This is a genomic window from Paenibacillus sp. YAE3 (genome assembly GCF_057546105.1).
In genome coordinates this window covers 279,294-300,409 of sequence record NZ_BAAIYF010000002.1, presented here as the reverse complement: position 1 = coordinate 300,409, position 21,116 = coordinate 279,294, and the positions used below count along the sequence as shown (strand labels likewise).

General features: G+C 55.1%; 21 protein-coding genes. 13 read left to right on the top strand and 8 right to left on the bottom strand.

Features of this window, described 5'->3' with window-relative positions:
- Window positions 1-81 precede the first annotated feature (81 nt).
- Window positions 82-1,215 carry a lyase family protein gene (locus tag AC27KL_RS04235; protein WP_487168954.1) on the bottom strand — a complete coding sequence of 378 codons (1,134 nt, stop codon included), beginning with the start codon at window positions 1,213-1,215 and terminating at the stop codon, window positions 82-84.
- 352 nt (window positions 1,216-1,567) lie between these two features.
- On the opposite strand from AC27KL_RS04235, the gene AC27KL_RS04230 reads away from it, so the two are divergent.
- Window positions 1,568-2,080 (top strand): DUF3231 family protein, encoded by a 513-nt coding sequence (locus AC27KL_RS04230; protein WP_487168953.1) that lies wholly within the window; start codon window positions 1,568-1,570, stop codon window positions 2,078-2,080.
- Window positions 2,081-2,210: 130 nt separating this feature from the next.
- Here the strand turns inward: AC27KL_RS04230 and AC27KL_RS04225 are convergent, their stop codons facing one another.
- Window positions 2,211-2,843 carry a stalk domain-containing protein gene (locus AC27KL_RS04225; protein ID WP_487168952.1) on the bottom strand — a complete coding sequence of 211 codons (633 nt, stop codon included), beginning with the start codon at window positions 2,841-2,843 and terminating at the stop codon, window positions 2,211-2,213.
- Between the two features lie 185 nt (window positions 2,844-3,028).
- Here AC27KL_RS04225 and AC27KL_RS04220 point away from each other — a divergent pair, with 185 nt between their 5' ends.
- Window positions 3,029-3,565, top strand: a complete 537-nt coding sequence (locus AC27KL_RS04220; protein ID WP_487168951.1) for a GNAT family N-acetyltransferase — start codon at window positions 3,029-3,031, stop codon at window positions 3,563-3,565.
- A gap of 164 nt (window positions 3,566-3,729) precedes the next feature.
- Here AC27KL_RS04220 and AC27KL_RS04215 read toward each other — a convergent pair whose 3' ends face one another.
- The 5 genes from AC27KL_RS04215 to AC27KL_RS04195 form a co-directional block, all read right to left on the bottom strand.
- On the bottom strand, window positions 3,730-4,026 hold the full coding sequence (locus AC27KL_RS04215; RefSeq protein ID WP_487169138.1) for a YxcD family protein: 297 nt from the start codon (window positions 4,024-4,026) through the stop codon (window positions 3,730-3,732).
- Between the two features lie 6 nt (window positions 4,027-4,032).
- The gene (locus tag AC27KL_RS04210; RefSeq protein ID WP_339324472.1) at window positions 4,033-4,479 is read right to left on the bottom strand and encodes a hypothetical protein; all 447 of its coding nucleotides are present in this window, start codon (window positions 4,477-4,479) and stop codon (window positions 4,033-4,035) included.
- A gap of 125 nt (window positions 4,480-4,604) precedes the next feature.
- Entirely contained in the window at window positions 4,605-5,165 is a 561-nt protein-coding gene (locus AC27KL_RS04205; RefSeq protein ID WP_212948431.1) for a PadR family transcriptional regulator, read from the bottom strand.
- Window positions 5,166-5,295: 130 nt separating this feature from the next.
- Entirely contained in the window at window positions 5,296-5,871 is a 576-nt protein-coding gene (locus AC27KL_RS04200; RefSeq protein ID WP_339324473.1) for a beta-class carbonic anhydrase, read from the bottom strand.
- A 34-nt stretch (window positions 5,872-5,905) separates the two neighbouring features.
- On the bottom strand, window positions 5,906-6,097 hold the full coding sequence (locus AC27KL_RS04195; protein ID WP_487168950.1) for a hypothetical protein: 192 nt from the start codon (window positions 6,095-6,097) through the stop codon (window positions 5,906-5,908).
- Window positions 6,098-6,256: 159 nt separating this feature from the next.
- Here AC27KL_RS04195 and AC27KL_RS04190 point away from each other — a divergent pair, with 159 nt between their 5' ends.
- The 5 genes from AC27KL_RS04190 to AC27KL_RS04170 all read left to right on the top strand — a co-directional run bounded on the left by AC27KL_RS04190 (window position 6,257) and on the right by AC27KL_RS04170 (window position 11,813).
- Window positions 6,257-7,774, top strand: a complete 1,518-nt coding sequence (locus AC27KL_RS04190) for a carboxypeptidase M32 (RefSeq protein ID WP_487168949.1) — start codon at window positions 6,257-6,259, stop codon at window positions 7,772-7,774.
- A gap of 231 nt (window positions 7,775-8,005) precedes the next feature.
- Entirely contained in the window at window positions 8,006-9,016 is a 1,011-nt protein-coding gene (locus AC27KL_RS04185) for an ABC transporter substrate-binding protein (protein WP_487168948.1), read from the top strand.
- 30 nt (window positions 9,017-9,046) lie between these two features.
- Window positions 9,047-9,823, top strand: coding sequence for an ABC transporter ATP-binding protein (locus tag AC27KL_RS04180; RefSeq protein ID WP_339324476.1), 777 nt, complete (start codon window positions 9,047-9,049; stop codon window positions 9,821-9,823).
- A 5-nt stretch (window positions 9,824-9,828) separates the two neighbouring features.
- Window positions 9,829-10,674 (top strand): ABC transporter permease, encoded by an 846-nt coding sequence (locus tag AC27KL_RS04175; RefSeq protein ID WP_339324477.1) that lies wholly within the window; start codon window positions 9,829-9,831, stop codon window positions 10,672-10,674.
- 158 nt (window positions 10,675-10,832) lie between these two features.
- On the top strand, window positions 10,833-11,813 hold the full coding sequence (locus AC27KL_RS04170; protein WP_339324478.1) for an aromatic acid exporter family protein: 981 nt from the start codon (window positions 10,833-10,835) through the stop codon (window positions 11,811-11,813).
- Between the two features lie 76 nt (window positions 11,814-11,889).
- On the opposite strand, the gene AC27KL_RS04165 is transcribed toward AC27KL_RS04170, so the two are convergent.
- Window positions 11,890-12,315, bottom strand: a complete 426-nt coding sequence (locus AC27KL_RS04165) for a hypothetical protein (RefSeq protein WP_487168947.1) — start codon at window positions 12,313-12,315, stop codon at window positions 11,890-11,892.
- Between the two features lie 210 nt (window positions 12,316-12,525).
- On the opposite strand from AC27KL_RS04165, the gene AC27KL_RS04160 reads away from it, so the two are divergent.
- The 6 genes from AC27KL_RS04160 to miaA all read left to right on the top strand — a co-directional run bounded on the left by AC27KL_RS04160 (window position 12,526) and on the right by miaA (window position 21,107).
- Window positions 12,526-13,086 carry an outer spore coat protein CotE gene (locus AC27KL_RS04160; protein ID WP_036708252.1) on the top strand — a complete coding sequence of 187 codons (561 nt, stop codon included), beginning with the start codon at window positions 12,526-12,528 and terminating at the stop codon, window positions 13,084-13,086.
- 123 nt (window positions 13,087-13,209) lie between these two features.
- Entirely contained in the window at window positions 13,210-14,466 is a 1,257-nt protein-coding gene (locus tag AC27KL_RS04155) for a putative amidoligase domain-containing protein (RefSeq protein ID WP_487168946.1), read from the top strand.
- Window positions 14,467-14,531: 65 nt separating this feature from the next.
- Entirely contained in the window at window positions 14,532-17,228 is a 2,697-nt protein-coding gene (gene mutS, locus AC27KL_RS04150; protein ID WP_487168945.1) for a DNA mismatch repair protein MutS, read from the top strand.
- A gap of 44 nt (window positions 17,229-17,272) precedes the next feature.
- Window positions 17,273-19,285, top strand: a complete 2,013-nt coding sequence (gene mutL, locus AC27KL_RS04145; protein ID WP_487168944.1) for a DNA mismatch repair endonuclease MutL — start codon at window positions 17,273-17,275, stop codon at window positions 19,283-19,285.
- Window positions 19,286-19,345: 60 nt separating this feature from the next.
- Window positions 19,346-20,131 carry a class I SAM-dependent methyltransferase gene (locus AC27KL_RS04140; RefSeq protein ID WP_487168943.1) on the top strand — a complete coding sequence of 262 codons (786 nt, stop codon included), beginning with the start codon at window positions 19,346-19,348 and terminating at the stop codon, window positions 20,129-20,131.
- On the top strand, window positions 20,115-21,107 hold the full coding sequence (gene miaA, locus AC27KL_RS04135) for a tRNA (adenosine(37)-N6)-dimethylallyltransferase MiaA (protein ID WP_487168942.1): 993 nt from the start codon (window positions 20,115-20,117) through the stop codon (window positions 21,105-21,107). Before AC27KL_RS04140 ends, miaA begins: the two co-directional genes overlap by 17 nt.
- The last annotated feature ends 9 nt before the right edge of the window (window positions 21,108-21,116 follow it).

Below are 21,116 nucleotides of genomic sequence, written 5' to 3'. Positions count from 1 at the left end.
AAATGCCGCTCAAACGAGCGGCAATGATGCGCTGGATGGTCTTTCGAAGGATTCAATTTCATTGTCAGGGGGGGCTTGGCGTTACCGGCAGGAAGCTCTCCGTTCGGCATGGCTCTGGACCGCCGCCGTAAAGGCCTCCACGCCTTTATCCATCATGGTCAGCGATTCCAACAGGTTATAAGCGACGACGGGCGGGATGGCGCCGGGATCGAGCATACCGGCCTCGGCGGCAAGGCCGAGGCTGTGATCAAACCCGATCGCCTGAAAAGCGATTTGGCCCAAGGCTTCGCTGGCGGCAACCTCTTTGCCGCTGATCTCGGCATGGTTCTGCAGCGAGGCTGCGAGCCGAATGTCGCTGCACAGGTTGGACAGATTCAGCGCCAAGTGCCTTACGGCGGACGAAAGCCGGGTAAACGCTTCGTTGTTTCGCTCCGCCGCCCCGTTACCGTCTCCGATCGATTCGCCGATTCGGGCGGTATTGCGCAAATGGGATAACGTTTTGGAAGCGATGGCCTCATCCTCCATGCCGGCATTCGTCGTCGTCAAACTTGCGGCAAGCCGGGCGTTTGCGTCCGCCATGCGTTCCATACCCGACTGCAGCTGCCACACGCCTTCATCCAGTCGGCGGCTGAACCACGCCGGCGTTCCCGGCTGTTCCTGATGGTCTTCAGGCATTGGCCGGCTGCCGATCTCCGTTTTTTTGGCGACCAGGGCGCCGATCAATTGGTCGACGGAGCGGATCAACCGTTCAGCTAACCGATGGGAGGCAACCCGAAGGGCTATCGCGATGACGCCGTTTGCCGACTGCCCCCGGTTCACGTGCCGGACGGGATCAAGAATGGAATAACTGCCTTTGTCCTCCAGCATCAGTTCAAGAGCCCGGTTGGCTATAATCTCGTTGACATTCATATTCAGCGATTCGCCCGTCGGGTCCTGAAGCCAATCGACGACGATATCCCGCGCATGTTGTCCTGCGATGACTTCTTCCGCCGCCTTGACGATGAGACCGCTGATCCGCGCCGGCAGCGTCCCCGATTCCAGATGCGCAAGTGCCGCGGCTTTTTTTACGCATGCCAGCGCCTTCATGAGCTCCCCATGGATCGGCATGCCCGCGCCGTGCGGAAGCTTTTCCGAGGCCCGGAGCGTACGAATTCCGTAATAAGCATGGGAGGGCAGCGCCCGCGCCCCCAACCCGTCTTGTTCGATTCTGATCATATGTTTCGCTTCCCCTTTCGCTTTGGACATCCACTCGCGTTTTACTTTGTCATCCTCTTACGCAAGCAAATTTCGTTCCAACAACGGGACGCATGCGAAAAAGAACTCCTCCCCTCGAATAAAAACGACTCAAACGTTGTCATCCGGCAGACATTGCTGCGCATCGGTCGCCCCCGATTTTCATCTGATCGAAACGGAAGTGGAGCCGATCGGCGTCTGCATGGCTGGCGCGGATGAATTTGATCCTTATATGGATTAAGGGTGACCCCCATTCGATTTCCGGAAACATAAAACAATGATTTCCTGCAGATAATGAATCGGTAACGATAACGATCAAAGGAGATCATATACAATGGGCATTCTAGACGGAAATCCAAAAGACGAGCCGATGCATTACGGCGAAATATTTAGTGTATGGGAAGCTTCCAAGACGGCCAAAGGAACGGTATCCTGCTATCAGGCTTATCTGAACCACGCCGGCGACAAGGAATTGAAAAAAATCCTCGACGACTTGATCGACCAAGCCAAACTTGAAATCAAGGAATGCGACGCGCTGTTGACGGATAACGGCATTGCCCCCGCGCCGGTACTCCCGGAAAGGCCCGATGCCAAGCTGGAGGACATTCCGATCGGAGCCAGATTCATGGACCAGGAAATCGCCGCCAAAATCGCGGTGGAAACCGCTGCCGGCCTGGTCGCCTGCAGCTCGATCATCGGCCAGTGCATCCGCGAGGACATCGGCGCATTGTTTGCGAAATACCATGCGACCAAAATGGCCCTTGGCCTCCGCATTCTTCGGCTCAGCAAGGAAAAAGGCTGGCTGATTCCGCCTCCGCTGCAAATCAAAAGACCTGTAGAGGAATAGCAGCATCATGACAAAAAGCCCTTGCCGGTATTTTGATGGCAAGGGCTTTGATGTATAAAGGTCGTGCATTTATTGAATGGCAAACGGGTCGTACGCCATGTTGCGCAATACGGAACGTTTGGACTGCCGTTTATTTGATCGTGATTTTGAACGAATGGTCGCCGGAGCTGTAGTCCATGCCCGCTCCAAGTCCTTTGACGATCACTTGCACCGGCACGTATGTAATCCCGTGAATGATTTTGGGAGCGGCGCTGGCCGTTTCGGATTTGCCGTTGTAAAATACGGTGCTGCTTCCGATCGTTAGCGTGACTTTGGATTTGCCTTTGGCAACCCCGATCGTCCCGCTGCCCGGATCGTAATTCATGCTGGCTCCCAATGCGGTAACGAGATCCCGGAGAGGCACCAGATTGGTATTTTCAATGATTAAAGGCGCACTCGTAAAATTGATTTTGTTTCCATTGACGTATACCTTAAGCCCGGACTCTTTATAGGAAGGCGTTGGTTTTGCCGGTTTGGGCTTGGATGTTTGCGCACTGGAACGTTTCGAGGTCGAAGAAGAGCTGCCTGAAGACTTTTTGGAACCCGAAGAGGAGCCTCCTCCGTTATGGTAATGGTATTGGCCATATTCCAGGCCCCATCGGGAGCAATTGGTCCAGCAGGTATGGCCGCCTTGGGCATCGGTTCTGCCCGGGTGTGCAGATGCAAGAGTGCCGGAAAGCAAAAATAGTAATGCAAAAGAACTAGTTAACCATCTTTTTTTCATAGTATGAACTCCTTGCTGGTATAATATTCCTATCTATGATAGCATATATAAGCATAATAGGGAATATTTTGATAGATTTTGAAGCTAAGCCAAGTTTGGAAAGAGACAAAGTTTCCGGCTTTTTTGCGGTGGGCCCGAAGGCTTATGAACTACTTTCAGCGTGATCACAAAGGGGAGTCGTTTATATGGAGAACATCATCGTACGGAAAATGACGAAAGAGGATTGCATGCAACGAATCGACATCGATGATCGGTTTACGGTGGACTCGATTTTGCTTCTGTCGCTGCGGGCGGTTAAGCCCGTGCCAAGCTACGAAAAAAGCTATGAAGACGAACCATTTAAAGATATGGCGGAACCCGATTGCTCGATGGAAATCGATCATCCGGATCAGGCCGTTTTTTTGGCGTTCATGGAAAACCAACCGGCCGGGCAGATTGTCGTCAAACGCAATTGGAACGAATACGCATACATTGAGGACATTAAAGTGGACCGAAAGTTCAGGCGGCAGGGGGTCGGAACGAAATTGGTGGAACAAGCCAAACGTTGGGCGAAAGCCAACGGAATGCCCGGTCTCATGTTGGAAACGCAAAACAATAACGTCCGCGCATGCAAGTTTTACGAACGCTGCGGCTTCTTTATCGGCGGATTCGACTTGCAGGCATATAAAGGGATCAACAAGGATACCGATGAGGTTGCGATGTATTGGTATTATATATTTTAAAGGGAGGAGGGTACGCGGCAACGTTTAGCGGCTATCGAGTATGGGTTCAAGCGGGCGCTTCGTCCGGACGGGGTTCCGTTTAAACCAAGTCGTACGCGTTCTTCCGCATAAAATAAAAGCCTGGGACCTCGGTCCCAGGCTTGATCATTCCAAAGCGGTATATATCAGTACGCTTGTTCCATTTCCACATCGACATGCGCGGTGATCTCTTCATCCAGATCCAGCGTAATCTGCTCGCGGTACGCGCGAATATTGTATTCGCTGTACAGATAACGCATGATGGCTTCGATCATGTTCGATTCCACCAAATATTGGCTGCGCCCCTCAGCCCAGACCTCTGCGCTGTAACCGGTGTCTTCGTCCCAGAAAAGCTCGACTTGAACGTCTTGCGGACGAATTTGTTTGCGTTCGGCGATATGGAGGCAGATCGCGTTGACGATTTCATCCATGGACAGTACCAGCATGGCTTAATACCGTCCGTTGCGCGTATCCGGTTTGCGCCGGTTCTTGAACGCTCTGACCGCTGCGACGACGAGGGCGATGATAACGTAGATCGCAAGCAGGTTGATGAGAAGTCCAAGGATGTTGCCGAAGAAGCCCATGTTGCCGAACAATCCGCCGAACAGCATGCCGGCCAGGCCGCCGATCATGAGGCCTTTAAAGAAGCCGCCGCCGCTGAAGAATCCGCGTTTCTGAGGAGCGCTTGTCGAAGCGTTGCTCGTATTCGTGGATTTTTTGTAATTGTCCGACGTCGTCGATTTTTTAGGCGTGTTGGTGAAACCCTTCGTGCCGGATCTGAAGCCACCGCCGCCGCCGCGACGGGCATCCGCGTTGTCCGCCGGTACCGTGACGGCGAAGATAAACGTAAACGCCATGACAATCATGATCCATTTCTTGATCGATTTGTTCATCATGAAGTAATAACCCTCCCGAATATTTTGCTGGCATGTATAGGCTGCCTACTATGCTTTACGTGCTTAGTATCTTAAAGTTTCATTTTTTAATAAAAAAATATACAACAACTTAAATTTTTTTGGCTTCAATTTACCGTTTGGGCCGGCGCTTCTTTGGCCTGCTGCTCCCTTAGCATGCCCAGAACCCATTCGCACCAATCTTTTCCCGCGGTCGCGTTGAATATGCCTTTTTGGATGAGAATGTAGTCATAAAACTCGCGATGGCCGAAAACCCGCTTTTCCTCCGGGATGCTTTCCATCATTTTATGGAACGATTCGAGCCTGCGCGTAAAATACACTCTTCTCGTCTCCACGATATCGATCGCGTTGTCGCGGTCGGTCAGCCACATGCAGAACGTTTTCATCGAAAGCTCATCCCGCGTGACCGGGTCGGGAAGAGGCATGTACATCCATTCCTTCAGTTTGCGAATCCCGCTATCTGTGATCGAGTAGATTTTTTTATCGGGCTTTTCCGACTGTTTGACCCAATGCGAAGTAAGGAATTCCTTTTCCTCCATTTGCGCCAGAAGAGGATAAATTTGACTGTGCTTGGCCTGCCAGAACGGCTGAATTTTCAGCATAACGTCATAGCCCGAGGAAGGTTCCCGCGCCAAAAAAGCCAATAATCCGTAGGATAACGTATTCATTTGCAATGTCTCCCATACGTGATATGTTCTTTCAACCCAAAGTGTACACTTAAACTGTATGGTTTTCAACCTGAGCAAACAAAAACACGGATACAGGTATCCGTGTTTTGACAATTTTATGAATGATACGTTATTTTGCCGATTTTTGCTCGTATCCGTCGACGACCAGATCAAGCGCGCCGGTGTTCGGATCGATGATCATGCCGTGTACGGGCACGCCGGCAGGCAGGAGAGGGTGGTTTTTGATCAGGTCGACGGTTCCCGTCACGCCAGCTTTAATGTCCTTGAATCCGCGCAGCCAGCTGTTCAGATCGATGCCGGAATGTTCGAGCGTCGACAGCACTTCCTCCGAAATGCCGCGGTTTCTGATTTCCTGAATCATATGATCGCCGTCCAGCGCCGCCATGCCGCAATCCAGGTGGCCGACAACGATCACTTCGTCCGCTTTCAGCTCGTACAGGGCGACGAGAATGCTCCGCATGACGCTGCCGAACGGATGGGAAACGATCCCGCCGGCGATTTTGATGATTTTGACGTCACCGTTTTTCAGGTTCATCGCTTTCGGAAGCAGTTCGACGAGACGGGTGTCCATGCAGGTGATGACGACCATTTTTTTGTCGGGAAACTTGCCCGTCAAATATTTTTCGTATTCTTTGTCTTCAACGAATTGACGGTTATACTGCAAAATTTCGGATACTTGGCTCATGGTGCAACACTACCTTTCGTTAAAAAATATGATTCTACCGTTGATCCAGCAAGCGGATATTTTTGCCGTACAGCTGGCTGTCCCAAGTAAAGAGGCGGAAGGAAGGGAACGTTTCTTCGGAATCGAGATACAGGTTCTCTTCGAAGTATACGGCATGGTCCCGGTTGGTGACAAAATGGAAATGCTCGCTATGTATCGGCAAATCGTCTTTGTCCCGCGCGGGCACGATCCATCATGCCGGAAATGCCGTTCACTCCGCAGCCGCCTCCTCCCCGTGGTTTCGGCAATCCTTCTACGAACATTTCGTATTAAATATTGATTATACTTTCCGCAAAAAGTATCATCAAGAGGGAAGGTAAAAATACGTGGCGAGGTGAAACATAAAATGGAAACAGACTTGAAAGCGAAATTGGAAGCATTTATGGAACTTGTCCGCAAAATTAGCGCATATAACGAAGCGATCTCGCTGATGCATTGGGACCTGCGCACAGGCGCGCCGCGCAAAAGCGTGGAGCTTCGTTCCGGCGTCATCGGCACCTTGTCCGCAGAGCAGTTCAAGCTGCGCGTCTCGGACGAAATGGGAGAGTACATAGCCTTTTTTACCCGGCCGGAAGTCGACAGCCAGCTGGATGAAGCGACCCGCCGCGTCGTGAAGGAATGCAAAAAGGATTACGACGAAAACAGACGGATTCCCGCGAAAAAAATCGAAGAGTTCTCCGTGCTGTCCGCGCATACGCAAACGATTTGGGAAGAAGCCAAAGCCAACGACGACTTTGCTTCGTTCGAGCCGAACCTGGCCAAAATCGTCGATTTGCTGAAAGAGTTCATCGGATACTGGGGCGTCAAGGGAACGACGTACGACACGCTCCTCGATAAATACGAGCCGGATCTGACCGTAGCCAAGCTCGACGAAGTGTTCGGCCGGCTGCGCGACCGTCTGGTGCCGCTCGTTGCGGCCATTCAAGCATCTCCGAACAAGCCGGACACGACGTTCCTGGACCAAATTTTCGAACGTGAGCAGCAGGAAAAAATGGGGCTGTTCATCCTGGAGCAGATGGGTTACGACTTCGATGCCGGACGCCTCGACGAAAGCGTGCATCCGTTTGCCATCGGACTGAACTCCGGCGACGTGCGGATCACGACCCATTATTTGCAGGACGACGTGACCAGCGCGCTGTTCAGCTCCCTGCATGAAGGCGGACATGCCTTGTACGAGCAAAACATCAGCAAGGATTTGGCGGGCACGCCGCTTGCGACCGGTACGTCGATGGGCATCCACGAATCCCAGTCCCGCCTGTGGGAAAACATCATCGGCCGCAGCCGCCCGTTCTGGGAGCGTTATTACCCGGATCTGCAAAAACATTTCCCGCAGCAGCTCCAGGACGTCTCGCTCGACGACTTCTACCGTGCGGTGAACCGCGTGGAAAATTCCCTGATCCGGATCGAATCGGACGAGCTGACGTACAATCTGCACATCATCATCCGTTACGAAATCGAGAAAATGATTTTTAACGAAGGGTTGGAAGTGAAGGACCTGCCGAAGGTATGGAACGAAAAATACCGGGAGTACCTCGGGATCACGCCTCCGAACGACAGCCTTGGCGTCCTGCAGGACGTCCACTGGTCGGGCGGGGATTTCGGATATTTTGCGTCCTACTCCCTCGGCAACATGTACGCGGCCCAAATCATGAACACGATGAAAAAAGAGCTGCCGGAGCTGGATCGATACATCCGCGAAGGCAACCTGATTCCGATCAAGGAATGGCTGACCGAAAAAATCTACCGCTTCGGCAAAAGCCTTACGCCGGCCGAGATTATCATGCACGTGACCGGCGAAGAACTGAATCCGGATTACCTGGCCGACTATCTGGAAGAGAAGTATAAAGAAATCTACAAGCTTTAAGCGAAAAAACAGCGACCAAAACCCCTTGAGCCGATTCGCGCATGCATCCAGCAGCGGATCAAAGCTCGGGGGTTTTTTGTTCTTTCTTGGGCAGCCGGCGAGGAAACATCCTGGCGTCGTTTCGTTTTCCAGGGCAGCCATTCCTTGTTTCCTGGCACTCGAAGGAATAACCCTTTGCTGGGCGCCTGCATATGATGGCAGTAGGCTAATGAAGAGGATGGAGGAAGGCGTATGACGAAAGGCAAACGCGGAATCTGGATCGGACTTTTCTCCCTAGTCCTGTGCGGAATGGTATTTTCGGGCTGCTCAGGCAGCGACGCCGCCCAAAAGGTAAAGGTAGGGGAAGTCACGAGATCGGTTTTCTATGCCCCTGAATATGTGGCGCTGGAAAAAGGATTTTTTAAGGAAGAAGGGCTCGATGTCGAACTGCAGACGATTCCGGGCGGCGACAAAACGATGACGGCGTTGTTGTCGGGTGCCATCGACGTCGCCTTGGTGGGCTCGGAAACTTCGATTTACGTGTATCAGCAGGGTTCGGAGGATCCGGTCGTCAATTTCGGCCAAGTGACGCAGACGGACGGCACGTTTTTGATGGCGCGAAATGCCGAAGGGGAGCTTGATTGGAACAACGTCAAGGGGAGCACGTTCCTCGGCCAACGAAAAGGCGGCATGCCGCAGATGGCGGGCGAGTTCGCGCTGAGGAAGCATGGCATCGACCCGCGTCAGGATTTGAACCTGATCCAAAACATCGATTTTGCCAACATCGCTTCGGCGTATCTGTCCGGAACCGGAGACTACGTGCAGCTGTTCGAGCCGCAGGCATCGATTTTCGAAAAAGAAGGCAAAGGACGCGTCGTGGCTTCCTTCGGGGAAGAAAGCGGCAGACTTCCTTATACGGTGTTTATGGCGAAGCAGAGCTACATCAAAAAACACGGCGACACGGTGCAAAAATTCACGAACGCGCTGCAAAAAGCGCAAAACTGGGTGCAGCAGCACAGCCCGGAAGAAATCGCCGATGCGATTGCTCCTTATTTTAAGGACACGGACAAAGGCATCATCGCTTCGGCCGTCAAACGCTACAAAGATCAAGGAACGTACGCGGCGGACCCCGTCGTGGACGAGGAGGAATGGAACAACCTGCTGGAAGTCATGAGCCAGGCGGGAGAACTGAAGGAGAAGGTGCCGGCAAACGCAATCGTCGACAACAGCTTTGCCGAAAAAGCCAAATCTTCCGTCAAATAGCATTCCGAACGCCGAAAGGAGAATGGAAGCATGGAGCCGGTAGTCGAATTAAAACATATCACACACGTATACGTCAGTGACCGCGAAGCCTCGCTGGCCCTGGACGGTTTGGATTTGCAGGTATATCCGGGGGAGTTCGTGAGCCTTGTCGGACCCAGCGGGTGCGGCAAGACGACGCTGCTTTCGATCATCGCCGGGCTGATGAAGCCCACGAAAGGCGAAGCATTCGTGTACGGACGGAAAGTGGATGGACCTACAGCCGAGGTTGGCTATATGCTGCAGCAGGATTATCTCTTCCCGTGGCGCACCATTTTCGAAAATGCCTCGATCGGTTTGGAGCTTACGGGACGGCTCGATCAGGAGCATCTGGCGCGCACCGGCGCTTTGCTTGAAGAAATGGGCCTTTCGGAAGCCCGCAATCTTTATCCGCAGCAGTTGTCGGGGGGCATGAGGCAGCGCGTCGCGCTCGTGCGCACCTTGACGACCGATCCCGGCATCCTGCTGCTGGATGAGCCGTTTTCCGCGCTCGATTACCAGACGAAGCTGCAGCTCGAAGACCTGATCGCAGGGACGCTTCGCGAAAAAAACAAAACGGCGGTACTGGTGACGCATGATTTGTCCGAGGCCGCCGCGGTCAGCGACAGGGTCGTCGTGCTCGGAAGCCGTCCGGGCAAAATCCGCAAATCGTTCGAAGTGCCGGAACATATTCGCAGCGCAAGACCGCTGCTTGCAAGGGAACAAACGGGTTTTAACGAATTGTTTCATGACATTTGGCGCGAAATGGAGAGCGCCGGAGATAAGGAGTGAGGGGAATGTCAGCTGTGGACGGCCGCATCGGCGCAAGAGCGCCCGCTCTTTCGGAAGACGGCATACAGGCGCTGCATGCAGCGCATCTCAAACGCCAAAAAAGACAGCGGCTGCAGGTGTTTTCGGTTCAGATAGCGATTCTGCTGTTGTTTTTTGCGTTGTGGGAAATCGCCGGCAGGCTGAAATGGATCGACGTGCTGCTGTTCAGTTACCCGTCGAAAGTATTCGCCCAGATCGGCAAGGACGCCGCGAGCGGCGAGCTGTGGGGACACCTCGGCATCACGGTCGGCGAAACGGTGGTCGGATTCGTGCTCGGGACGCTGCTTGGCACGCTCATTGCGGTGCTGATCTGGTGGTCCCCGTTTTTGTCCAAGGTGCTTGACCCGTACATGGTCGTTTTCAACAGCATGCCGAAGGTCGCCTTGGGCCCGATTTTTATCGTCATGTTCGGGGCGGGTTTTTTGTCCATTACGGTGACGACGCTGTCGATTACCGTGATCGTGACGACCTTGGTCGTATATAACAGCTTCTGCGAAGTCGATGCGAATCTGATCAAGGTGGTGCGCGTTTTCGGAGGCACAAGGACGCAGGTGTTCCAAAAAGTGATTTTGCCCGCATCCTTTCCTACGATTATATCCACGCTGAAAGTCAACGTGGGCATGGCTTGGGTCGGCGTCATCGTCGGCGAGTTCCTGGTGGCGAAAATGGGGCTCGGTTACTTGATCATTTACGGCTTTCAGGTGTTCAATTTTACGCTTGTGCTGTCCAGCCTGGTGATCATTGCCGTCGTTGCGACGGGCATGTACCAGCTTGTGGTTTACGTCGAACGCAAGCTGCTGACGCACCGCTGACAGCCTGGGATCGCTGACTTTATGGAAGAGTTTGACTTTGCCGAAAGAGCTGACAGGCCTGCGTAACATTGTGTTGGCCGCCGAAATCCGATACCATGGAATACGTCAAAAGAGGAGAGGATTGTTCAAATCCTTATGCAAAAGAAAGAGGCGGTTTCATGGGCTTTCGGGTCATTAAAACGGCGATTGCGACCCTGATGGCGATCCTGGTGGCGGATGCGCTTGGCGTGACGGGACCGCTGTCCGCAGGTCTGCTGGCCGTGCTGGGCGTGGACGTCACCCGCAAACGGAGCATCAAAACGATTTCGGCCAGATTTTTCGCGTCGCTTCTGGGTCTCGTTTTCGCCTGCGTGTTGTTTGAAATTTTGGGCTTCCATTATTGGGTGCTGGCGATTTATATTTTGGTCGCTTTTCCGGCCATCGCCCGCGCCAATTTCAAGGAAGGCATCGTCACGAGTTCGGTCGTGGTATTCCGGGTGTACGGGAACGGCAGCATCACGATGCAGTCGCTTTGGACGCAGATCGAGCTTTTGGTGATCGGGCTCGGCTCGGCGCTGATCGTCAATTTGGCGTATATGCCGCGCGCATCCGACCAAATGGTTGAAATCCGCAAACGGGTGGATAAGCAGTTCTCGATCATCTTTTCCAAGATCGCCGAGTCGCTGCGCAATCCCGACGATATATGGGATGGAAAAGAAATCATCGAAGCAGGCAAGGAAATCCGGAAGGGAAAGGAAGCGGCGCACCGGGCGATGGAAAACCAGATGCTTCATCCGGACGAAACCTGGAGCATTTATTTTTACATGCGGAAAGAGCAGCTGGAGTCGATCCAGAACATGATGCAGCTGGTTTCGCATGTTTACCGGAAGCTGCCGCAGGCCGACGACGTCGCCGAACTGTTCGATCAGCTCAGCCGCGACGTCACGGAGGAGATCTACACCGGACGGACGGAATTTCTGCTGAGCCGCCTGGAGGAGGAGTTCAAGCGGATGGAGCTGCCCGCAACGCGGGAGGAGTTCGAAATCCGTTCGGCGATCCTGCAGCTGAACCGCGAGCTCTCGCTTTATCTCAAATTGGCCAAAAAAAATAAAGCGCCGACCTCGGTGGCCGCAAGAAAAGCCGCCATCGCGTCGAAATGAAAGGCCATCGCAAAACCCCTGCCCCAGGATTACGAAGAACCTGACCGGGCAGGGGTTTTGTTTGCAACGGGCGCGTTCACTCCACATGATCCGGCGGGAAATCCCCGCCCTCCGACACCAGCTTGACTTCCGCGGGACTGACCTCGTACTCCCAGGAATAACTTAAATTTCCCTCCGCAGGCGCCCCTTCAGGCCTGAAATCTTTCGCGTTCCACGTTTCCGTCAGCATGACGACGTAGACCGTGCCGCCTCGTTTTTTCGCGGCGGACGCGAACGTACCGGGGACGCGCATTCCCGGATCCGGACCGCCCCCGTGGATGATGCCTTCGATTTTGCCCTCCCTTTCGGGGAAATGGATGCGCTGCTCTTGGCGGATCACCTTGGCGATGGCGTCATCGGCCGTAAACGGCTCGTCCCCAGGCGGCACGGACGCGGCGAAGCAGCCTCCCAGAATCCATCCGAAGAGCGGCAGCAGGCAGGCCATTCTTTTTATCTTCTTCATTCGGCTTCACGCTCCATAAGAGCTAAGCTCTCTTGAATTTTTATTTTCTAAAACGCGGCGTCCGGCGGAAATGTTGCGTTTTTTCGAGAATCGCCCTCATTCTTTTTCGGAAAGGAAGAATAATATTTCATACATTTATGCTCGTTTAATCAACAAATGCCTATGTCCTGCATACACTTAAGTGAATGATTGTATGGAGGAGGTTCAAAGATGTCATTAAGCGATAAACATCAATGTAGAGAGATCATCACGAAAGCGATCTGCGGCAAGGGTCGTAAGTTCTCTACCGTAACACATACCGTGACACCGCCTCATAATCCGACCAGTATTTTGGGGGCTTGGATTATAAACCACCAGTACGAAGCGGTTGCCGCAGGCGACGGAATTGAAGTTATTGGTACTTACGATATCAACATCTGGTATTCCTATGACAAAAACTCTCAAACCGACGTCGCGAAAGAAACGGTATCTTATGTAGAATTAGTCCCGCTTTCGTACCTGGATCCGAAACACCGGGCTTCAACCGTGGAGGTTTCAGCGGAGGCCACGCAGGAACCGAGCTGCGTTGAAGCCAGTGTTTCGTCAGGGGGAGGCAATGTCATCATCCGGGTAGAACGCGAGTTTCGTGTGGAGCTGGTGGCCGAAACCAAAGTTCGTGTGCTCGTGTGCGGCAGAGGCCATGGCGATTACGAAGACAAGGAATTCGATTTCAGCGACGACGGGGATTATGAAGATTTGGATCCTGATTCGCTGGATGACGATGAATTGTAAATCGCGGAAGCTGGAAAAGAGGTATGGTTTAATATATGACGAGAGGGCGGCGGCGTAGAGGGCGGATGCCCTCCTTTTTTATTTTTTTGCCAAAAAATTTCGTTTGCGAAGGGAAGGGAGCCCATGGACAGTCGGGAAGAAGCGGAACGTTTCGGAAGCTGGTCCGTCCAGCTCAGGCATTCGCGCTTGCAAAGATCGGGAATCGGCTCGCTGCTCGTTCAGGGCGGTAAGCGGGACGGTCAGGAGGTGTACCGGCGCAGGTACGCGGTTCATGCCTCGGGACTGCAGGCGATCGAAATCGCAAGCGTGGAGGGAGCGAACCGGAATTTGCGCACTCCGATCGCGTTAAGCCGGGATCGGGCTTCCTCTCCTTCCCTGCTGAGGCAGCTGGAAAAAATGGCGATTCGTAGCCTTTATACGCTGGGGCTCAGCGCGGGCGAGGTGATTTTGGTTTCCGCCGGAGGCGAAAGGAGATATGCGGTCGAGGAAGTGACGCCTTCCGCTTGGATCGGAAGCCGGCGGCTGAGATCGCTTTACGAGCGGGCGCAAAAGGAGCAGGAGCGCAGGCAGGCGGAGGGTCGGGAAGGCGGCTTGCCTCTCATGCTCGGCATGGATCCGGAATTCCTGATCGTGGATCCAGCGAGAAGCGGGGAGGTGGTGCCCGCATCCCGGTTTCTCGATAAGGAAGGGGAAGTGGGGTGCGACGCCGTTCACGGGGAAGGCGGGATATCGTATCCGATCGCGGAGCTGCGCCCGGAGCCGAGCGAAAGTCCGCGCGGCCTGCTCATCGGGCTGATGCGGACGCTCCGCATGGCAGGCGAGATGATCGGCGACCGTTCCCTTCACTGGCTTGCCGGAGGGATGCCGAAATCAGGTCTGCCCCTCGGGGGACATTTGCATTTCAGCGGGATTGCGCTGACCGCGGAGCTGCTGCGGGCCCTCGATAATTATTTGACGCTTCCCGTTTCCGTCCTGGAGGCGCCAAGCAGCCAGAATAGGCGCCCGAAGTACGGATACCTCGGGGATTTCCGCAGGCAGCCCCACGGCGGCTTCGAGTACCGCACGCTGCCGAGCTTTCTCGTGTCTCCGATGTTGACGAAAGGCATCGTGTATACGGCGCATTTGATTGCCACGAATCACGCCGAGCTGACGCGCCGCCCGCTGGATGAGGAAGAGCGGCTCCACAGGGCGTATTACGCCGGGCAGCGGGACGTTATCCGGGAATATTTGGAGCCGCTGCTTGCGGATCTGGAGTCCCTTGCGGAGCAAAAAGAGGCCCAAAAGCACATCCTGCCTTTGCTGAACCGCATCCGGCAGGGCGGGACGTGGAACGAAAGCCGCGACATCCGGCCGCTATGGAATATTCCATTTCGCCCCTGATGATGAACTCCCTCCGATTTCTGCTATAATAGGGCGTGAGCAAAGTTCGAGTGTGGAGGTAAGTCATGGCAAAATATACGCCAATGATTGAACAATATTTGGCAATCAAGGAACAAGCACAGGATGCATTCCTTTTTTTTCGTTTAGGCGATTTTTACGAAATGTTTTTTGAAGACGCCGTGAAGGCGTCCAGGGAACTCGAAATTACGTTAACCGGCCGGGAAGGCGGCGGGGATGAGCGCATTCCGATGTGCGGGGTTCCGTATCATTCGGCCGAAGGCTACATACAGCGTTTGATCGAAAAAGGATATAAAGTCGCGATTTGCGAGCAAATGGAGGATCCCGCCGTCACCAAAGGGATGGTGCGCAGGGAGATCGTCCGGGTGGTCACGCCGGGGACGATCATGGAAGGCAAAACCGTTGCCGACAAATCCAATAACTACCTGGTGTGCGTCACGGAAAGCGACCGGATGATGGCGCTCTCCGCATGCGATATTTCGACGGGCGAATTGTACGTCACCTCGGTGCCGTCCTCCGTCGAATGGCTGCGCGACGAAATCGGCATTTACGAGCCGGCGGAAATCATCGGCGACAACCGCATGCTTGAGCTGATCCAAGCGGAGCAAATCCAGTGGAGCCGCCCGATCGTATATACCCCATGGGAGAAAAAAGAAGAAAACCTGGTGCGGAGCCAATTCGGGGAAGCGGCGTGGGCAAGGCTGGATCCGGAGCGCCGCCGCTGCGTCGCCGTTCTGATCTCGTACTTAAGCGAGACGCAGCGCCGCTCTTTGGGGCAGCTGACGCAGATCGCGCCTTACGAACCGGGCAATTACATGATCTTGGATCCGTTCACGCGCCGGAATCTGGAGCTTGTCGAGACGGTGCGCGACCGTTCGAAAAAAGGCTCGCTGCTCTGGCTGCTGGACCGCACGCAGACGTCAATGGGGGCGCGCCTCCTGCGGAGATGGATCGACAAACCGCTGCTGCAGCGGGGAGCGATTGAAGAGCGCCTGGAAGCGGTCGATCACTTGTACAACCAGTTTATCTTGCGGGAAGACCTCAAAGCTTCCTTGGACGAAATTTATGACCTGGAACGCCTCGTGGCCCGAATCGCGTTCGGAAGCGCCAACGGGCGCGATTTGAACGCGTTAAAAGTGTCGCTTCGGCAAATTCCAGCCCTGAAGGAGCTTTGTGCGTCCTCGGCTTCCGCGACCTTGCGCCGCATCGCAAGCGAAATGGACGACTGCCGGGATTTGGGCGAAGCCATCGAACGGACCATCGTCGAGGATCCTCCGGTGTCCGTCAGGGACGGAGGGCTGATCAAGCCGGGATGCAGCGAGCGGCTGGACGAACTGAGGGAAGCAAGCACCAACGGCAAAAAGTGGATCGCCGAGCTGGAAGCGAAGGAACGGGAAGTCACGGGGATCCGGTCGCTCAAAATCGGATTCAACAAGGTGTTCGGCTATTATATCGAAGTGACCAAAGCCAACGTAAGCTCCCTGCCCGAAGGCCGGTACGAACGCAAGCAAACGTTGACCAACGCGGAGCGGTACGTTACGCCGGAGCTGAAAGAGAAGGAAGGCCTGATCCTTGAAGCCCAAGAAAAAATGGTCGATTTGGAGTACGCCCTTTTCGCCGAGTTAAGGGATAAGCTGGCCGCCGAGATTTCGAGGCTGCAGCACCTTGCCGAGAAGGTGGCGGAGATTGACGTTTACCAGTCGCTCGCCGCGGTCAGCGCCGAGCAAGGGTTCGTGAAGCCGGAGCTCACGGACGGATACGATCTTATCGTCGAAGCCGGGCGCCATCCCGTCGTGGAGGCGGTGATGAAGGACGCTTCCTTCATCGCCAACGAAACGCGGCTGACACGCGACGATGCGGCGATTCTGCTCATAACCGGCCCGAACATGGCCGGGAAAAGCACGTACATGCGCCAGGTGGCCCTTATTTCGATCATGGCCCAAATCGGCAGCTTCGTGCCGGCGGGCAAGGCCGAAGTGCCGATGGTCGACCGGATTTTCACCCGGATCGGCGCGGCCGACGACCTGATCGGCGGGCAGAGCACGTTTATGGTGGAAATGGCCGATATCCAGGTCATGACCGAAAAAGCGACGCCGCGAAGCCTGATCATCATCGATGAGCTCGGCCGCGGCACGTCGACCAGCGAAGGCATGGCCATCGCCCAGGCCGTCATCGAATACGTGCATGACACCATCGGCTGCAAATCGCTGGTTTCCACGCATTTCCATGAGCTGGCCCATCTGGAAGAAAGCCTCCATCGTTTAAGAAATTACTCGATGGCCGTGCAGGAAAGCGGGGAAAACGTTCACTTCCTGCGCAAGTTGGTGCCGGGCCCCGCAAGCAGCAGCTACGGCATCTATTGCGCTCGCCTGGCAGGGCTCCCTTCTTCGATCATCGGACGGGCTTACGACTTGCTGCAAGGGATCGAGCAGGGGGCTGCCCAAGCGGCTGCGGCCGCGGAAGCTGCGGAAGCTGTGGAAGCTCCAAAACGCCCGCCCGTGCCAAGCCCGGTTGCGGAAGAACCGGCCAATCCGGAGGCGCCGGCCGGGGCAGTCGTGCAGCTGTCGATTTTCGGCGAAGAAGAAGCGCTGCCGGCGCCTCAAACGGCACCGCCCGCCGATAAGCCCGATCCGGCGATCGGCCAGATCGTGGACGCGATCAAAAGCGTGGACGTCATGAACATGACGCCGCTTCAGGCCATGCAGCTTCTCAACGAACTCAAGATGAAGGCCAAGGATTTGTAACGGACGGATTTTACCGCAAGCAAGAAAATGAAGGGGTGACGGATATGGCCAAAATTCATATCTTGGACGAGCATATTGCCAACCAAATAGCCGCCGGCGAAGTGGTGGAGCGCCCCGCTTCCGTCGTGAAGGAGCTGGTGGAAAACTCGATCGACGCCGGGGCGACCCGCATCGACGTTCACGTCGAAGAAGGCGGCCTGGAGAGCATCCGGGTAACCGACAACGGCTCGGGAATCGAGCCGGATGACCTGCAGACGGCTTTCTACCGCCACGCAACGAGCAAAATCGGCAGCAGCAGGGATTTGTTCCATATCACGAGCCTCGGCTTCCGGGGCGAGGCATTGCCCAGCATCGCGGCCGTCGCCAAAGTGCAGCTGACGACGGCCAGCGGCGACGACGGGCTGGGCCGCCGCATCCGCGTCGAAGGCGGCAAGCTGCTGGCGGAAGAAGATTCGCCGGCGCCGCGGGGGACGGATATCCAGGTAAAAGAGCTGTTTTTTAATACGCCTGCCCGATTGAAATACATGAAAACGATCCAGACGGAACTCGGCCACGTGTCCGATTATATGTACAGAATCGCCCTTTCCCACCCGGAAATCGCGATCACGCTCCGGCATAACGAAAACCAGCTGCTCAAAACACTCGGCAACGGGGATCTGCTGCAAGTCATCGCGGCCATCTACGGGACGCAGGCAGCCAAAGCCATGCTGCCGGTCCAGGCGGAAAACCTCGACTTCGAGCTCAGCGGTTTCGTCAGCCTGCCCGAATGGACAAGATCGAACCGGAACGGCGTGTCGACGATCGTCAACGGCAGATACATCCGCAATTACGGGTTGAATCAGGCGATCCAGCGGGCCTACCATACGCTGCTCCCGATTAACCGGTACCCGCTTGCGGTGCTGGAGATCAAGATGCACCCGTCGCTCGTGGACGTGAACGTGCATCCGGCCAAGCTGGAGGTTCGCTTCAGCAAAGAGCAGGAGCTGTATCCGTTCATCGAGGAGAGCATCCGCCGGGTCCTCCGGCAGGAGGTGCTCATCCCTCAGGCGGTGAAGCAAAACATCGGCGGAAAAAACAGCGGTTCCTTCATCCAGGAGCAGTTCCATTTTCCGAATCGGAGCGCTCCCGCGCCTTTGGCGGACCCAAAAGAGGAGGCGGCGGCCGCGCTGGAGGCCGGACCCGGCCCCGTTTCGGCCGTTCCGGAAAACCGCCCTGCGCCCGAGCCGATGATCGCCACCGATTCCCAGGCTCCGGGTCAAAAGGTTCAGGAACGTCCGGCTGCCGGAAGCGGCGGTTCGTACGGAACCGCCTCCCAGGACGCATGGACGGCCGGAAACGGAATGGTCAGGGAGACGCGCCCGGCATCGTACCGGGAATGGGCCGCCCCTTCCCAGCAGCGGGTAAGCCCCGGCTCGAATCCCGGGCTGGCAAGCCGGCTGTTGGGGGCATCGGCGGACGCTCCCGCTGACATTCCGCCGTTTCCGGAACTGACGCTGATCGGGCAGCATCACGGCACGTACCTGATCGCGCAAAACGATCAAGGCTTGTACCTGATCGACCAGCATGCGGCCCATGAACGCGTCAACTACGAATACTATTATGAAAAATTCGGGCAGCCTGCCGATGCTTCCCAAGAGCTCTTGCTGCCGATCACGCTGGAGTTTACCCCATCCGAAGCGGAGCAGCTGAAAGACAAGCTGCAGTGGTTCGAACAGGTCGGCGTTTATTTGGAACATTTTGGCGGCCAAACCTTCCGCGTGCGCTCCCTCCCGTATTGGTTCCCGAAAGGCGAAGAAAAATCGCTGATCGAGGAAATGGCGGAGTGGGTGCTCGGTGAACGCAAAATCGACCTTGCCAAGCTGAGGGAGAAATCTTCGATCCTCTGTTCCTGCAAGGCTTCGATCAAAGCCAACCAGAAGCTGACCGAGGATGAGGCCAAAACGCTGATCGAACGTTTGGGAGCGTGCAGGCAGCCGTATACATGCCCTCACGGGCGGCCGATCGTCGTTTCATTTTCTACCTATGATTTGGAAAAACTGTTTAAACGGGTCATGTAAAACGGCGGCCCATTTTGAAGGACATCACCGAAAACTATACAAGCAGGATTGGAGAACGTCATGATCATTACAACAGGGGATAAGGCAGGGGAAGCCGTTATTCGCCGGGCCGAAGCCCTGGCCTCCCGAACCGGGGGCATCTACGTCCCGAGGCGCCATACGCCGCTCGGCAAAATGTCCAGGGCTTACGGGGAAGACGACATCATCGTCGTGCTGGACGGCGGGGCGAGGCTGGTCAGACCCGGGGAGGAGCCGATGGAATTTCATCCCAGCATGGGGTTCATCCGTGCGAAACGAATTTTGAAGGGCGAAAGCGACCCGATGCTCGACGCCGCTTCCATGGATCCGGGAGACAGCGTGCTGGACTGCACCGCCGGGCTAGGAACCGATACGCTCGTGTTTTCCGTCAAGGGGGGGCCAGGTTCCCGGATTACGGCGGTGGAGAGTTCGGCTTCCCTGTCGGCGCTTCTGACCGAAGGCTTGGCCCATTATACCTCCAACGTGGAAGAGATCAACGAAGCGATGCGCCGCATCCGGGTCGTCAGCGGCCATCATTTGGACGTGCTGCGCTCGATGCCGGACCGTAGCGTGGACATCGTTTATTTCGACCCGATGTTCCGCGAACCGCTGATGGATTCCTCGGCGATTCGGCCGCTAAGGTGGTTTGCGAACAGCGATCCGCTTTCTCCGGACAGCATCAAGGAAGCCGTCAGGGTTGCCCGGAAAACAGTGGTGCTGAAAGAAAAAAGAGGCAGCGGGGAATTCGCCCGTCTCGGGTTTGCGGAGGAAACCCGGGCACATTCAAAAATTTCTTATGGAGTGATCACCGTTGACAGGGATAAATGAGCCCCGGAACAAACCGAAGCTGCTGGTGCTCGTTGGACCGACGGCCGTCGGTAAAACGCGGCTGAGCATAGAGCTGGCGAAAGAATGGAATTGCGAAATCATTTCCGGCGATTCGATGCAGGTATACCGGGAAATGGATATCGGCACCGCCAAAATCGCGAAGGAGGAGATGGAGGGAATCCCCCATCATCTGATCGATATCCACAATCCGGACGAGCCGTATTCCGTGGCCGAGTTTCAAGAGGAATGCCACCGCCTCATCCAGGAAATTCATGGACGGGGCAAGCTGCCTTTTATCGTCGGCGGAACCGGCTTGTACGTCGAATCGGTCTGCTACGACTATCAATTTGCCCAGGTGGGGGAAGACAAAGCTTTTCGGGACGAACAGGCGGCATTCGCCGACAAAAACGGGGCGGAAGCGCTGCATGCCAAACTGAAGGCGGTAGACCCGGCCAGCGCGGAAAAACTCCATCCCAACGACCAGAGACGAATTATTAGGGCTTTGGAAATCTTTCATTTGACGGGCATCCCCCTATCGTCCCAACTTAAGGGGCAAACCCGGGAGTCTCCTTACCGATTATGCCTGCTCGGTTTGACAATGGATAGGCAAATGCTATATAAACGTATTGAAGCCCGCATTGACGAAATGCTGAAGCAGGGTTTGGTAGAAGAAGTATCTTCGCTGCTGAACAAGGGCTACGGAATCGACCTGGTCTCGATGCAGGGGCTGGGTTACAAACAGATCGCAAGCTATCTTCAAGGTCGCGAATCCCTCGAAGACGCGGTTGCGGTCCTCAAGAGAGACACCCGCCGGTTTGCCAAACGCCAGCTATCCTGGTTCCGCCACATGAAGGAAATTTCATGGGTGGACGTCACGGAGCCCGTAAATTTTTCTGCTAAAATGGCGGAAATCCGTGATATAATAGCAGGAAAGTTTCTCTCAAATCTTGAATATACTTCAAAACAATCTAAATGAAACGTTGGG

Excerpts from the sequence above, each read along its gene's own strand:
- AC27KL_RS04190 (WP_487168949.1), top strand. The coding sequence starts at position 6,257 with ATGGAAACAGACTTGAAAGCGAAATTGGAAGCATTTATGGAACTTGTC.
- AC27KL_RS04225 (WP_487168952.1), bottom strand. The coding sequence starts at position 2,843 with ATGAAAAAAAGATGGTTAACTAGTTCTTTTGCATTACTATTTTTGCTT.
- AC27KL_RS04160 (WP_036708252.1), top strand. The coding sequence starts at position 12,526 with ATGTCATTAAGCGATAAACATCAATGTAGAGAGATCATCACGAAAGCG.
- mutL (WP_487168944.1), top strand. The coding sequence starts at position 17,273 with ATGGCCAAAATTCATATCTTGGACGAGCATATTGCCAACCAAATAGCC.
- AC27KL_RS04175 (WP_339324477.1), top strand. The coding sequence starts at position 9,829 with ATGTCAGCTGTGGACGGCCGCATCGGCGCAAGAGCGCCCGCTCTTTCG.
- AC27KL_RS04155 (WP_487168946.1), top strand. The coding sequence starts at position 13,210 with ATGGACAGTCGGGAAGAAGCGGAACGTTTCGGAAGCTGGTCCGTCCAG.
- AC27KL_RS04170 (WP_339324478.1), top strand. The coding sequence starts at position 10,833 with ATGGGCTTTCGGGTCATTAAAACGGCGATTGCGACCCTGATGGCGATC.
- AC27KL_RS04220 (WP_487168951.1), top strand. The coding sequence starts at position 3,029 with ATGGAGAACATCATCGTACGGAAAATGACGAAAGAGGATTGCATGCAA.
- AC27KL_RS04210 (WP_339324472.1), bottom strand. The coding sequence starts at position 4,479 with ATGATGAACAAATCGATCAAGAAATGGATCATGATTGTCATGGCGTTT.
- AC27KL_RS04180 (WP_339324476.1), top strand. The coding sequence starts at position 9,047 with ATGGAGCCGGTAGTCGAATTAAAACATATCACACACGTATACGTCAGT.
- AC27KL_RS04165 (WP_487168947.1), bottom strand. The coding sequence starts at position 12,315 with ATGAAGAAGATAAAAAGAATGGCCTGCCTGCTGCCGCTCTTCGGATGG.
- AC27KL_RS04140 (WP_487168943.1), top strand. The coding sequence starts at position 19,346 with ATGATCATTACAACAGGGGATAAGGCAGGGGAAGCCGTTATTCGCCGG.
- AC27KL_RS04230 (WP_487168953.1), top strand. The coding sequence starts at position 1,568 with ATGGGCATTCTAGACGGAAATCCAAAAGACGAGCCGATGCATTACGGC.
- AC27KL_RS04205 (WP_212948431.1), bottom strand. The coding sequence starts at position 5,165 with ATGAATACGTTATCCTACGGATTATTGGCTTTTTTGGCGCGGGAACCT.
- AC27KL_RS04185 (WP_487168948.1), top strand. The coding sequence starts at position 8,006 with ATGACGAAAGGCAAACGCGGAATCTGGATCGGACTTTTCTCCCTAGTC.
- AC27KL_RS04200 (WP_339324473.1), bottom strand. The coding sequence starts at position 5,871 with ATGAGCCAAGTATCCGAAATTTTGCAGTATAACCGTCAATTCGTTGAA.
- AC27KL_RS04235 (WP_487168954.1), bottom strand. The coding sequence starts at position 1,215 with ATGATCAGAATCGAACAAGACGGGTTGGGGGCGCGGGCGCTGCCCTCC.
- mutS (WP_487168945.1), top strand. The coding sequence starts at position 14,532 with ATGGCAAAATATACGCCAATGATTGAACAATATTTGGCAATCAAGGAA.